At 36.4% G+C, this 14,442-nt stretch carries 13 protein-coding genes; 6 read left to right on the top strand and 7 right to left on the bottom strand.

The window, feature by feature from the left end; translation table 11 throughout:
• Positions 1-18: 18 nt before the first annotated feature.
• The 3 genes from D0T53_RS10625 to D0T53_RS10615 all read right to left on the bottom strand — a co-directional run bounded on the left by D0T53_RS10625 (position 19) and on the right by D0T53_RS10615 (position 3,311).
• Entirely contained in the window at positions 19-576 is a 558-nt protein-coding gene (locus D0T53_RS10625; protein WP_163267687.1) for an RNA polymerase sigma factor, read from the bottom strand.
• Positions 577-583: 7 nt separating this feature from the next.
• The gene (locus D0T53_RS10620; RefSeq protein ID WP_163267685.1) at positions 584-1,624 is read right to left on the bottom strand and encodes a tetratricopeptide repeat protein; all 1,041 of its coding nucleotides are present in this window, start codon (positions 1,622-1,624) and stop codon (positions 584-586) included.
• 184 nt (positions 1,625-1,808) lie between these two features.
• Positions 1,809-3,311 (bottom strand): chitobiase/beta-hexosaminidase C-terminal domain-containing protein, encoded by a 1,503-nt coding sequence (locus D0T53_RS10615; protein ID WP_255489434.1) that lies wholly within the window; start codon positions 3,309-3,311, stop codon positions 1,809-1,811.
• 287 nt (positions 3,312-3,598) lie between these two features.
• On the opposite strand from D0T53_RS10615, the gene kdsA reads away from it, so the two are divergent.
• The 4 genes from kdsA (at position 3,599) to D0T53_RS10595 (ending at position 6,884) form a co-directional block, all read left to right on the top strand.
• Positions 3,599-4,396, top strand: a complete 798-nt coding sequence (kdsA, locus tag D0T53_RS10610) for a 3-deoxy-8-phosphooctulonate synthase (RefSeq protein WP_163267681.1) — start codon at positions 3,599-3,601, stop codon at positions 4,394-4,396.
• Positions 4,393-4,965, top strand: a complete 573-nt coding sequence (locus D0T53_RS10605) for a Maf-like protein (RefSeq protein WP_163267679.1) — start codon at positions 4,393-4,395, stop codon at positions 4,963-4,965. Before kdsA ends, D0T53_RS10605 begins: the two co-directional genes overlap by 4 nt.
• Before the next feature lie 29 nt (positions 4,966-4,994).
• Entirely contained in the window at positions 4,995-6,230 is a 1,236-nt protein-coding gene (locus tag D0T53_RS10600) for a CinA family nicotinamide mononucleotide deamidase-related protein (RefSeq protein WP_163267677.1), read from the top strand.
• 93 nt (positions 6,231-6,323) lie between these two features.
• The gene (locus D0T53_RS10595) at positions 6,324-6,884 is read left to right on the top strand and encodes a hypothetical protein (RefSeq protein ID WP_163267675.1); all 561 of its coding nucleotides are present in this window, start codon (positions 6,324-6,326) and stop codon (positions 6,882-6,884) included.
• A 64-nt stretch (positions 6,885-6,948) separates the two neighbouring features.
• Here the strand turns inward: D0T53_RS10595 and D0T53_RS10590 are convergent, their stop codons facing one another.
• The gene (locus D0T53_RS10590) at positions 6,949-9,210 is read right to left on the bottom strand and encodes a TonB-dependent receptor (RefSeq protein WP_163267673.1); all 2,262 of its coding nucleotides are present in this window, start codon (positions 9,208-9,210) and stop codon (positions 6,949-6,951) included.
• Between the two features lie 171 nt (positions 9,211-9,381).
• The gene (locus D0T53_RS10585) at positions 9,382-9,924 is read right to left on the bottom strand and encodes an O-acetyl-ADP-ribose deacetylase (protein ID WP_221411531.1); all 543 of its coding nucleotides are present in this window, start codon (positions 9,922-9,924) and stop codon (positions 9,382-9,384) included.
• Between the two features lie 192 nt (positions 9,925-10,116).
• Here D0T53_RS10585 and D0T53_RS10580 point away from each other — a divergent pair, with 192 nt between their 5' ends.
• Positions 10,117-10,605, top strand: coding sequence for a GAF domain-containing protein (locus D0T53_RS10580; protein ID WP_163267671.1), 489 nt, complete (start codon positions 10,117-10,119; stop codon positions 10,603-10,605).
• A 6-nt stretch (positions 10,606-10,611) separates the two neighbouring features.
• The gene (gene zupT, locus D0T53_RS10575; protein ID WP_163267669.1) at positions 10,612-11,409 is read left to right on the top strand and encodes a zinc transporter ZupT; all 798 of its coding nucleotides are present in this window, start codon (positions 10,612-10,614) and stop codon (positions 11,407-11,409) included.
• A gap of 6 nt (positions 11,410-11,415) precedes the next feature.
• On the opposite strand, the gene D0T53_RS10570 is transcribed toward zupT, so the two are convergent.
• Positions 11,416-12,309 (bottom strand): hypothetical protein, encoded by an 894-nt coding sequence (locus D0T53_RS10570; protein WP_221411530.1) that lies wholly within the window; start codon positions 12,307-12,309, stop codon positions 11,416-11,418.
• Between the two features lie 2 nt (positions 12,310-12,311).
• Entirely contained in the window at positions 12,312-14,354 is a 2,043-nt protein-coding gene (gene ppk1 / locus D0T53_RS10565; RefSeq protein WP_163267667.1) for a polyphosphate kinase 1, read from the bottom strand.
• Between the last annotated feature and the right edge of the window lie 88 nt (positions 14,355-14,442).

Raw genomic sequence — 14,442 nt, 5'->3', positions numbered from 1 at the left:
ATAGTTTTGCAAAAAGGTTTAATTTGATGAAATTAAAAATTCCTCTATCTTTTTCACTGCATGATGGTACGAAGCTTTTAACGCTCCTACCGATGTTTCTAAGATATCGGACATTTCCTCGTATTTCATATCATCAAAATATTTCATATTAAAAACAATACGTTGCTTTTCGGGCAAAGTTAAGATTGCTTTTTGCAATTTCTTCTGGGCTTCGTCACCATCAAAATAAGGATCGCTTTCTAATTTCGAGTACATGAAATTCTCTTCGTCATCTAACGGTATATTATTTTGTGTTCGTTGTTTATTTAAAAAAGTTATTGATTCATTTGTCGCAATTTTATACAGCCACGTCAACAACTTCGATTCGCCTCTAAAGCTTCCGATATTATTCCACACCTTAATAAAGGTATTTTGTAATACATCGTTAGCATCATCATGCGATAAAACTATTTTTCGAATCTGCCAATATAATTGTTCACTATACTCTTTTACCAGCAAAGAAAACGCGTTATGCTGCATATCTTCTTTATGCAACATAACAATCAACTCTTCTTCTTTTATTTCTGATAGCTTCATTTAATCGTTATTCTTCATCCAAGTCGTCTCCGAACTCCAATTCCGAGTCCATTTCAGTATTTTGACCTCCTTCAAACCACGAAATAAAGGTTTCGACCGATTCACTATTATTATTCCACCAGTCTAACGATGTTGGAAAATAAGATACACTTACATACCTACAATATACATCAATATATCCTGACGCAAAAATTTCGCTGTAAGTTGGCACAAAAAAATCCCACAACAGCCCTCTACGCGAATCATCTTGTAACTGGTTCAATGTCAGTATTATTTTTTTTGTAACATTCTCGAAAAATTTAAATTGCTCTTCCGAGTCATTTGTTTGCGGTTTGTTCTTCTGTATAAACTCGTATATCTTACGCCTATCTATTCCTTCTTCCGACAACAAACGAGGAGAATTATCGGGTTGTACGACTGTTATCATATCATACATTTCGTTAAAAGCATCTTTCGAACGATCGGTATTCGGTTCTAACAACAGAAAAAAATGGAAGGCTAAAAAACTTTGCACCCAACGATCGGAATCGCTCAAAGCATAAGCATATAAAAGATACGAACTAGGATGAGTGGTATCTATTTCTATAGCCTTTCGCAAATGTAATATGGCCGAGCTCATATTTTTTTTCTTAAAATAACTAAGCCCCAAATTATAATGCAATATATACTCGTCGCCACAACGCATCAATGCTTCATTTAACAATTTAATTGCATCGTCAATACGGTTCAACTCGGCTAATGCCGAACTTTTCACACTATAGGCATCGACCAATAAAGGCTGAAAATTTGCATTAATAACCTTTGTACTATATTTAAGAGCATTATTATAATCTTCTAACTGTAAGTAAGACAACGACATTTCGTACGTCGCCGACATTGATGTGGGATTTACTTTCAATGCCTGTTCATAATAGTTTATCGCATCTTTATACCGGCCTTTATCATGAAGACTAACCCCCCTGCGTATTAGTTTTTCCGAAGAGACTTGCGAATACGTGTTAAGATTAACAGACAACAGTATGATTATTAATATAATATATTTTTGCATTCCAATTTCCTTATTAATAGTGGCTATAAAATTATAAAAAAATCCAAGCAGTTGTAGTATTACAGGCTTATGGTTTCATTATTTTTATATTTTCGGAGCAAAACACCTCCTCTTTTTCATTTTATTAGACTAAAGCTAAAGGTTTTTGTTTAATGTTGTAAATATACTATATAATATGAGTAATTTAAAGAATAATTTTGCGGGTTTCCTTATAATATTTATTAGACATTTTAATAATGTAAACCCCTTTTTTGAATAGCGAAATCAACTCTGTTTTATGACTTGTCTTTATATCTCTAATCAATCTCCCCGACATTAAAACATTATAGGCTTCTATATCTCCAACTTTCAGTTCTGTCCAGTTTTCAATCATATCAATATTTTCCAGTTCTTTGTAATTACCATATACAAAATCTTCCTCCGATCGTTCCCTTATATTTATAATTCCCCAATATTCTCCATTAACAAAAATCACAGTAGGCTGATAGGCCTGATAATCAATATCAACTTTACCTGCCATCATCGATTGTACCCATGCATCATTTAAATACCCTGCCGAAAAGTCATTCCCTGCATTTCTTAACATAAATGACTTTATTATAACATCTCTTTTATCATCATTCTGAAAAAAAGGATATGAAAAATGTTTTGTTCCAAATCTTTTGTTAGAATACACAATAAATGTTTTTATAGAGTTACTCCTAGAGCAATTTCCTCCAATACGTAATTCTCCTAATTGAGATAAAACTTTTTCCGATTCTTGATTTGGAAAATACTCAAAAAACACAGGCCTTCTCCAATCCTGAAAATAATTGAACTTTTCATCACTACCACATCCAGCTCTTCCATTATGCCCTTCTGTATATATGCCAATCATATCATCCCATAAATACTTATTATCTAACGACAACGATACTATTGGGAGAGCTATATCCCTATCGGATATTATATATGTATTTATTGTTGCCCGAGGTATTAAATAACCATCCGCAATAATTTTAGCTCTAACTACTGTACTTTTTTCTATTATTAAGGGAGTCGTATAAATATCTGACTCACTATTAGGCTCCGACCCGTCCAAAGTGTAATATATCTTCGAATTTGGTACAGATTGTTCGTCCGCCAATTCAAGTTCAATTGCTGAATTATAAACTCCTGCTTTTTTCGAAAACTTAGGTGCTTGCGTTAACTTAGTCGCAGCACATTCCGAATTTTCCTTTCCCGGCGTACTATAAATAAAATATTTTAACGAGTTATCCGATGTTATCCCCATAGATATATTCGGATTTGGCTGTTCGGGTATACCTTCAACTTTATCAACCAACGCACCTTGTTCGTTAAATAAATATATGTTTGATTCTTTAGTTGTCTCTAATCTGAAATTGGTATGTAGCCCCTTCCCTACCTTATCGCAATATATAAGTAAATATCCTTTTGCCGGAATATTTGTATTGCCCGACAGTCGCCAACCTTTTGTATAATTTTTTTTTAACGAAATATGCCATCCATCAATATTTATGTCTTGATCGGATTGATTATACAACTCCACCCAACTATCAGGAAACTCATACAAATCATCCATAATACAGTCAATGTTACTTTGCATGAACTCATTAATCCTGACTTGCCCATAAGAATATAAAATGTTTAGATAAAAACAAAAACATAAAAGAATCTTCCGAAACATAAAAATCAAATATCCTATTTGTAGTAAACATATTAAGTTATCAGACACAATCACAGAGGAAAAGGATAAACCCTGTCACTTTGTACAATCGTTAATGTAAAGATAATCTCTTTATTATATCAAAGTCTATTTTGGGTTGCTTTTTATCTCAATAAACTTATATAAGCATAAGTGATTATAGTGTTAATAAAGATTTTCGGCTTTTAGTTTATCACAATTACAATTTTATGTAACTTGCAATGTTTTTCAGAAACAAGGATAATTAACTGTATAACGAAATAACCAATATGAATATTTCCGACTTAAAAAATGACAATTTTTTCCTGCTGGCAGGTCCATGCGTAATAGAAGGTGAAGATATGGCACTTGATATTGCAGAAAAGATAATGAATATAACTTCTAAACTGAATATCCCCTATGTATTTAAAGGTTCGTATCGCAAAGCAAACCGTTCGCGCATCGATTCTTTCACTGGAATTGGAGACGAAAAAGCCTTAAAAATACTGCAAAAGGTTGGTAAAACGTTCGGAATACCTACTGTTACCGATATTCACGAAACACATGAAGCTGCATATGCCGCTGAGTTTGTTGATGTATTGCAGATTCCTGCTTTTTTAAGCCGACAAACAGACCTGCTTATTGCTGCTGCTAAAACAGGAAAAGCTGTAAACATAAAAAAAGGTCAGTTTATGGCATCCGGAGCAATGAAATTTGCGGCTCAAAAGGTTGTAGATGCAGGCAATAACAATGTTATGCTTACCGAACGAGGAAACTCTTTTGGTTATGGTGATCTGATTGTCGATTTCAGGGGTATTCCCGAAATGCAAGAATACGGATTTCCTGTGATTTTAGATGCAACACATAGCCTTCAAAAGCCAAATCAAGCATCAGGCGTTACAGGAGGACAACCCCAGATGATAGAAACAATATGTAAAGCAGGAATTGCTGTTGGTGTAGACGGATTATTCATCGAAACCCACCCCAACCCGGCTGTTGCAAAATCCGATGGTGCTAACATGCTTCCGCTCGATCAGCTCGAAGGCTTGTTGCAAAAACTATCGCGAATAAAAGAAGCATTAAAATGATAACCGATTATCAACTGATATTAGCCTCAAACTCGCCCCGAAGGAAGCAACTCCTCTCGGGGCTTGATGTGAAATATGAAGTAAAAACATTACCTGATATAGATGAATCGTACCCCGATAATATTGCCAGCGAAGATGTGGCTCAATATTTAGCCTGCAAAAAAGCTGAAGCCTACCAAAAAGACATTTCGGGCAATATGTTAGTTATAACAGCAGATACGGTTGTCATTCTGGATAATATTATATACGGCAAGCCAAATAACGAAACTGAAGCTAAACAAATGCTTCGCAACTTGTCGGGGAAGACTCACAAGGTAATAACCGGTGTTTGCCTGACCTCTGCCAACAAGCAAAAAGCCTTCAGTGTACACTCAGATGTTCGGTTCAGCGAGCTGGAAGACGACGAAATCGATTATTATGTATCGAAATACAAGCCTTTTGACAAAGCCGGCGCTTATGGTATTCAGGAATGGATAGGATACATATCGGTCGAGTATATTTCGGGTTCGTATTTCAACATTATGGGGCTACCGATACAACGGCTTTATAAAGAATTGAAACAATTTTAAGTGTTATCAACTAAATTTTAACTGACAAAATGAAGACTGCAATTATAACAATTGGAGACGAAATATTAATAGGACAGATAGTTGACTCCAATTCGGCATGGATAGCCAACAAGATGACAGCATCGGGTTTCGAAATAGAAGAAATGTCGTCGATTGGAGATAATTCTCAACAAATAAAAGATACAATAACCGATATATTTCAACGTGTTGACGTTATTCTCACTACAGGAGGACTAGGTCCTACAAAGGACGACATAACGAAACATACACTATGTGAGTACTTCGGAACCGAACTGATATTCGATCAATCGGTACTCGACAATATAGAAGAAATGTTCCGAAACAGGCTACCTGTAAACGAACTTACCCGTAATCAGGCATACGTTCCTAAAGATTGTACTGTTATACAAAACAAAGTTGGAACCGCCCCTATTACATGGTTCGAACGTAACGGTAAGGTATTAGTATCAATGCCCGGAGTTCCTTACGAAATGAAGTACAACATGGAGAACGAAGTTGTTCCCCGTTTACTCAAAAAATATAAGAATGAGGCTTATGTAAGCAAGGTTTTTATTGTCGAAGGATATTCCGAATCGGCATTAGCCATGTACCTGACCGATTTCGAAAACAACCTTCCTGAAGGATTCGGACTAGCATATTTGCCCGACTTCCGGATGATGAAACTGCGCCTATACGTTAAGGGAGAACATCGCAGAACTGAATTTAACGAACAGGTTGATATACTCGAAAACTTATTAGGCGAATCAATAATATCGGAAGAAGATGAGCCTGTACAAAAATTGTTGGGCAAAATACTTCTCGAAAACAACCTGACTTTAGGTACTGCCGAGAGCTGTACGGGAGGCAATATAGCCCATCTGATAACAAGCATACCCGGAGCTTCGCAATATTTTAAAGGAAGTATTGTTTCGTATTCAAACAGCGTAAAAAGCAACATCCTGAAAGTTTCTACGTCTAATATAGAAAAAGATGGCGCTGTTAGCGAATCGGTTGTAACCGAAATGGCTATTGGAGCCCAAAAGACATTAGAAACTAATTGTGCCATAGCCGTATCGGGTATTGCCGGCCCTGACGGAGGGACTGATGAAAAGCCTGTTGGTACAGTATGGATAGCAACAACTGTAAATAGTAAAACTATTGCGAAAAGATACCAATTAGGGCGTTATCGCGAAGCTAATATTATGGGGGCTTCAAATATTGCAATGTTTCAGCTTATAAATATGATTGTAGATCAAAAAAAATAATTTATTTTGTTCTATCATACGTAAGTCTAAAGAGGAAACAGCCTCTTGTTACAGATAAAACTTAACGAAGAAAAACTATTTTATATGAAAATTATGAGAAAGATTTTAGGTTTATTAGTACTAGCAACATTAGTATTTACATCGTGCGGAGATGATGACGATTCTCCCGACTATACACTGAAAGATAAATCGGAAATTATAGGGAACCATCAGGGTAAATTAAAGATTACCGTTAATCTGATGAACGCTCCGACAAAAACTATGGAAACAGATGTCAGATTTCAAAAAACAACAACCAACGACAACCAGCTGAACCTGTTTACCAACGAGTTAGGCGGGCCTATTATTGCTTCCGACTTCAAGAAAAGTAAAGATTACGACTTCTATACATTTAATTTGGCAAACATAGCTAAAAGCGTGTTTATAGGAAACGAGATTCCTGATTTTTACCACGAGTGGTATTCTATTTATGATATAAGTAAAATTGAACTTATAGGGCTTACACTCGATAGCCGGGCAAAATATGTAAGAGCCTCAAATACTATGTCTTTTACTTATAAAGGAATGGTATATATTTATCAGAAAGTTGATGGTATCGACAAAAAAGTTTCAGATAGCAATATAACTTTAGAATATTACGACCTGAAAAAGTAAATACAACTTTTATCAATAACATCAAAACGGGTATCTCCTTGCGGAAATACCCGTTTTGATTATATTACAACATCTTTAACCTTAAGGTTACCCCCCACTGTGCCGGTTTTCCTTTCTGAAAAAATGAATTGCCCATCGATTCGAAATAAAAAGCCTGATAATCTCTATCTAAAATATTCTTTCCCCAAAACTCAAGTCCAAACATTTTGGTTTCAAACATTAGACGGGCATTTGCCGTACCGTAAAATCCTTGGGATAAATCATTTTCTTCTGTCCAATATATTTTACCTGCTCCTGCATAATTAACGTCCAGCAAAATACGGTCAATTATAGGGCAACGTTTCAGATTATAAGTTACACTCGACCCTAAACTTACTGTTTGACGCGGAGCAAAAGGAATATAATTGTTCATATTATACTCGTGACTCTTGAATTTGGCATCCGAGAATCCATAATTACCATAAAGGTAGAATCCCGAACATGGGCGAGCTTTCAGTCCTATTTCAAAACCCTTACTTACGGCCTTACCCGCATTAGTAGTCATACGCCCCTGCCCTGTTTTGGCAAACTGCGAAATCTGTACATCCTTCACATCGGTATAATAAACTGCAAAGTTAGTAGATAAAGCATCCTTTATTATATCTATTTTACCGCCTATTTCGGCAGTCCAGCTATATTCAGGATCGAAAGTTATCATATCTTCAACAGGTTCGGTACTTGGTCTATTAATTCCCATGTTTTGGATCGAAGACTGCAAAGCACTGCTAAGTAATTCTGCAAAAATCTGCACATTATGCCCACCTGTTTTATAGCCTCGCGACCCTGACACATAAACATACGACTGCTGATCGATATCGTATTTAAGCGCAAAACGAGGTAACAACTCAAAATAATCTTTCGAAGCCGTTCCTTTTATTATCGAATCCACCCTCATCGGAATTATTGGCGCTCCGCTTACCTGACGTTGTATTGTAAGGTTAGTACCTGTATTTCCATCATAATCGAGGCGAGCCTTCTCGTAATCCAAACGCAAGCCCACCGTAAACGATAAACCTTCGGTATCAAATATATTATTAAAAGTAGACTGATGAAATACAGCCCCGCCATATATAGGCTTTCGGTATATACCATCAAAATTAATCCGATCGTCTGTTATCTTTATAAAAGGCATATTAGGGTTATTTGCTGCAGCATTATCCAGCTGGCTTTGAAGCATGCGCACTATACCATCCTCCAATAATAAAACAGGCGATGTTATTTTCTGATAATCATAGAAACCAAAGACTCCGTTCAACCATTGGTAATCGGACTTGGTATTCGATTTTATTGTAATTTCCTGACTCAGCGAGTGCTGATTCTGTTTTTGGTTTATTTTGAATATCGAAGCAGGTGTATAATCCTGATCCATAAACATATCGTCGTTAAGATATTGATAACCGGTTGTCGAATTTATCAGGTATTTTTCTCCCTTATACTGCAAAGTAATGCCATTGGTCAGCAGCCTTCGCGTATAACTTCCATCGCCATCGTAATTAACCTTATCTTCCCCTACCTTTATATAAGGGAAAGCACCCTGATCGCTATAATCGAAATTTCCCGAATACTGAAACAATAAGCGAGGATTTATTTGCCAACTATACTTTATACGCCCTCCTGCACTTTCCGAATCATCTGCATTTTTTCCGGTATAGGCATTTTCAAAAAAGCCATCATCTTTTTTATAATAGCCCGAAACAGCGATACCTGCATTATTGGTCAGTAATCTGTAATGCGACGCATTAGCCGATAGATAACCATAATTTCCCCCACTAACAGCAGCAGTTGTTCCCTGATAATTTAAAGGAGAAAATGTATATATATTAATAATCCCCCCCATTGAGTTCCGCCCATAAAGCGTACCTTGCGATCCCCTCAAAAGTTCGACACGCTGAATATCAAACAATTCGGAATCAAATACACATGGATTGAAATATGGAACATTATCAATATATAAACTCACGGTTTGCGCTCCTGTACGTGCACCTATTCCACGTATATAAAGAGGAGTTGTCATTTTAGAGCCGTAGTTCGGTATAAAAAAGTTTGGCACAACCGCACTTATATCTTTTATAGACGAAACCTGCAAACCCTCCAGATTTTTAGGCGAAAATACAGAAACCGCCGCAGGTTGCGATTTTAAACTATTTGTCTCTTTGGTAGATGACAGAACCACAATATCATACTTCAGTTCGGTATATATTGTATCGTTCTCATTTACTCTGTCTTTTTCCTCCGCAAAAGCATAAAATGGCAGGATACAAACAAGTAGAAAAAGTACCTTTTTCATTTTTTATGTTTTAGTTTATCATTCAGTACAAGTTAACCTAAAATACCGCTGCAAAGGAATACTTTTATGAACAACCAGTCAATCACTAATTGTAGTGAATTTTAATAAAAACTTACAGAAGAATATTTATTAATAAATAGGATGCAATAAACAATAAATACGAAGTATGCCTTATTTATTACCCAAAATAAGGTCTTTATAACAAATATAGTTTGCGTCGTCGAAACAAATGAAAACAACTTTATTTACAACTTTATTTTCATTCTCCATGAAATTCTTTACAGCTTCGTAAGCAACTAATGCAGCTTCCTTTTTAGGATAATGATAAATTCCGGTACTAATATTCGGGAACGCAATACTCGAAACCTCCAATTCGTTAGCAATCCGTAACGAGTTTGTATAGCAAGCAGCCAAGAGTTCAGGTTCGTTAAGTGTTCCCGCTGCCCATATAGGACCAACCGTATGAATTACAAATTTCGAAGGTAACAGCCCAGCAGAAGTATAAACCGCTTGTCCTGTTTTACATTTACCCTGTTTACAACGGATAGCAATACATTCCGATAAAATCTGCCGCCCTCCTTTGCGGTGAATTGCGCCATCGACCCCGCCGCCACCCATAAGAGACGAATTTGCCGCATTCACAATTGCATCAACCCTCAAAGAGGTTATATCACCCTTAGTAAGCTCAATTTCATACGGAATTTTATCTGTCATAAAAGAATTGAGGAATGTTGTTTCAATTTCACACAAAGGTAAAAATATTAAAACAATACAGATAAATGAGTTGCATCTTATTTTTTATGAAAGGTAGTTTTAACAATCATAGATTATTGCTAACTTTAAAAACTAAAAAAGGAATCAACATTTTTCTATGTTATAAACCTATATTTCTAGATAAAACAGGACATGGCAGAAAAAATAGATATACTTCAGAATGCATCGAAAGAACAGGTATACAAACATTTATTACCACAAATAGAATCTTTGATAAAAACCGAATCGGATACAATTGCAAATATGGCTAATATATCGGCTGTGTTAAAACATGCTTTCGATTTTTTATGGGCTGGATTTTATCTGGTAAAACGCGAACAATTGGTTCTGGGGCCTTTTCAGGGAAATGTTGCGTGTACACGAATAAATTTTGGAAAAGGAGTTTGCGGTACAGCTTGGAAAGAGAAAAAGATTGTTTGTGTGCCAAATGTCAATTTTTTCGATGGTCATATTGCATGCGACAGTTCATCAATGTCGGAAATAGTTGTCCCTGTTTTCTTTCGGGATGAAGTTATAGCTGTATTGGATATTGATAGCCAATTCGAAAATCATTTTGACGAAACAGATATTACATATCTTGAGAAGATTATAAAAATATTTGAACAAACTTTAATGAACTGATAATACATGGAAAGTTCACAAATCGTACTTGCGTTCATCTTAACTGCTATTGCCGGATTATCAACAGGTATTGGTAGTTTAATAGCATTAATAGCCAAACATACAAATACTAAATTTCTGTGTGCTTCGCTCGGGTTCTCGGCCGGAGTAATGATTTATGTATCATTTATGGAAATGATACCTCAGGCTAAGATAGAACTGGTTTCGGTATTCGACGAAAAGCTAGGCACATTGTACCTTATTCTCGCCTTTTTTGGCGGAATGCTACTTATAAACCTTATCGACTTCCTTATACCCGATACAGCAGTAAATCCTCACGAAATACAAGGAGTTGAGGACATGAATAAAAAAGGGAAATTGAAACGCACAGGCTTAATGGTTGCTTTATCCATAGCCATACATAACTTTCCTGAGGGTATTGCGACTTTTACTTCTGCTTTAGGGTCTCTGGATGTTGCTATACCTATAACAGTGGCAATTGCTATACACAATATCCCCGAAGGTATTGCTGTTGCAGTACCTATATACCACTCGACCGGAAGCCGACGAAAAGCATTTTGGTATTCGTTTTTTTCGGGATTGGCAGAACCTTTCGGTGCATTAATCGCCTATTTTTTCCTTCTTCAATTCTGGACTCCAATGATGAACGGAATTATATTGGCAGCAGTTTCGGGCATTATGATATTCATATCGTTAGACGAATTGTTACCCAGTGCCGAGAAATATGGTAAACACCATATTTCCATAATGGGGCTTGTAAGTGGAATGTTGCTTATGGCCTTTAGTTTGTATTTGTTTATTTAGCCGAATTCAAGAAATTTTATTTGCCAAGTGATGAATAATACCGTCGGCTAATCCCACTTTAGGCACAAATATTTCTTCAACATTACATACTTCGCCAAGAGTAAGGAATATCTTTAATGCAGGAATTATAACATCGGCACGATATTCGTTCAGTTTAAACCGATGCATACGTTCTTCAAAACTAAGGCTTGTCATTACACTGTTAAGCCATATCAGATCGGAATGGTTAAGAGTTTCTTTTGCTTTCTTTCCCAGCAGTTTATGCATTTTATTAATATTCCCACCCGATGCAATAACACTAACCCTACTGTACTTCTCGTTTATATTACCAAGCCACCCCCTGAAAGTATTAAGCTCATCATCGGTTACTTTTCCGGCAAGCATCCTGACCGTCCCTATCAGAAACGAACCGGAACTAATTTTCTGCCCATTACTATACAATACCACCTCGGTGCTACCTCCTCCCACATCTACAAATAAGTAGTGTTTCGATTTATCCGAAGCAGAGTCCGCCCCTCCTGCTTCGAAAACCAGAGCTGCCTCGTCGTTCCCCGATATTATGTTTATATTTATTCCGCTACTTCTTAGTATTTTTTCTATTATCTGTTCTCCGTTCCATGCATCGCGCATGGCACTTGTTGCGCAAGCCATGTAGTTGGAAACGCCATAAGCTTTCATTATATACGAAATACCAATCATAGCTTCATTCAATCGGTTAAATTTGTCTTCGCCTATAAAACCCTGAGTAAAAACATCTTCGCCTAAGCGAATAGGGATTCGCATATATGCCACCTTCTTAAACTCTGTTACGTTTTCGGCATCAGTTTCGACATTGTTGATCAGGAAACGCATGGCATTAGAGCCAATATCTATTGCCGCAAAAGTTTTTACATTCACCATTGTCATAGTTTTTTCTTATAATACTCATACAAAGCTTTTTGAGACCGGACTTTATTCTCGACATTATGTATTACGTACTGATTATCGTCGGGGGTTATAAATTCCCTTGCCTTCACATTATCGCTCCACTGAAGATTAAAGATATCTTTAATAACTTTTTGTATGCTTTTATCGTAAATAGGAACGGCAACCTCTACCCGTGCATCTAAATTCCGGGTCATCCAATCGGCACTCGATATATATATCTGCTCGTTTCCTTCGTTACAAAATATTATCGTGCGCGCATGCTCCAAAAGCGTATCAACAATGCTTATCACCCTGATATTTTCGCTCTGCCCTTTTATTTGCGGAACCAAACAGCACGCACCTCTTATTATCAACCTTATTTCAACTCCCGCCTGGCTGGCCTTATATAATAGTTTTATAATTTTGGAATCGGTCAACGAATTTAGTTTCGCGTATATATAAGCCTCTTTCCCTTTTTGTTTATTTTTTATCTCTTTTTCGATAAGGCTTTCAAACTCCATCCGCATTGTATAAGGAGATACCATAAGCGATTTATAATTGTAACGCTTATGCATATTGAGTAGAAAATCAAATACAGCTTTTGTGTCAAGAAGTATTCGTTGATTTGCTGTAAGCAAACCAAAATCGCCATAAATACGAGCTGTTGTTTCGTTAAAGTTACCTGTGCCTATATATACATATCCTTTGTTCCCTTTTTTTTCATTCCGCTCTATGTATATAAGTTTACAATGCACTTTAAGATTTTTAAAACCATGAATAACTCTTACGCCCGCTTTTTGAAGCCGGTCGGAATTTTCAACATTCTGTTCTTCGTCGAAACGAGCCATCAGCTCTTCTAAAACAATAACTTCCTTTCCATTTTTTGCCGCATTAATTAAAGCATTAATGATTCGCGACTGTTCGGCTGTACGATATAATGTAATATATATCTTTTTCACTTTAGGGTCTATTGCCGCCTCCCGCAAGAAGTTTATTACATGATTAAAAGAATGATAGGGAAAGTTGAGAAATACATCTTTCTTTTTAATGACATCAACAATGCTGGAAAAATGTTTTATATCGGGATGATTTAGCGGTGCAGGCAGAATACTTTCCAAATCGGGACGCACCGAAGGAAACTTCATCAAATCTTTCATCATATGATAACGACCGCCGCCCAACACTTCGTCGCTTTTTAGTTTAAGCTTGCTTATTATAATTTGTAATAAATCGTCGGGCATTTCCCTGTCATAAACAAGGCGTACAGGTTCGCCATGCAAGCGCTCTTCCAAACCCTGTTCCATTTTTTCAATAACGCTTTTCGAAATATCGTCGTCAACCGTTAATTGCCCATCGCGAATAAATTTAAAGGTATATGCCGAAATAGACTCGTAATTAAACATAAAGAATATTTCATCGAGACATAAGCGAACAATGTCGTCAAGAAAAATTATATCTTTTCTGTCTTCCTCCGATGGTAGTTCCACAAAACGCGGTGTTGTTCGGTTGACAGGTATCTGTATGATCGAATAACGGATGTTTTTTCCATTGGCTGACACCATTTTAGCAGCAAGATATATTTTATTATCGCTAAGAAACGGCATTTTAGTTGTCTTACGGATAATAAGAGGAACTAACCACTGACTAATATCGGATAAAAAATATTCGCGACAAAACTGCTTCTGAGGTTCAGACAACTGCGTTTCATTTATAACATATATTCCATGCTTTTCCATTTCGGATAGCACTCCGATATAAGTATCGGTAAATGTATGCTGAAGATCGTCAATTCTCTGATTTATTAAGTTAAGCAGGTCTTTAGCAGTATATCCATCAATTGTTTTATCGGTTTTCTTCTGTTTTCTTCGGGTAATCCTTATCAAATTTGCCACACGAACTTTTACAAACTCGTCCTGATTATTCGAATATATACCTAAAAAGCGTAATCGCTGCATTAGAGGTACGCTTTTATCTTGCGCCTCTTGTAATACCCTTTCGTTAAAAGCTAACCAACTTAACTCCCTGTTAATAATTTTCATACAGAATTTATTATACTAATCGATATCATCATATTTTCATAAACAAATATACAGACATTTAGTTGAAAAAAACCGACCGCCTCCTTCT

This window comes from Dysgonomonas sp. 216 (genome assembly GCF_010501065.1).
GTDB lineage: Bacteria > Bacteroidota > Bacteroidia > Bacteroidales > Dysgonomonadaceae > QVMM01.
This window is presented reverse-complemented; position numbering and strand designations above follow the sequence as displayed.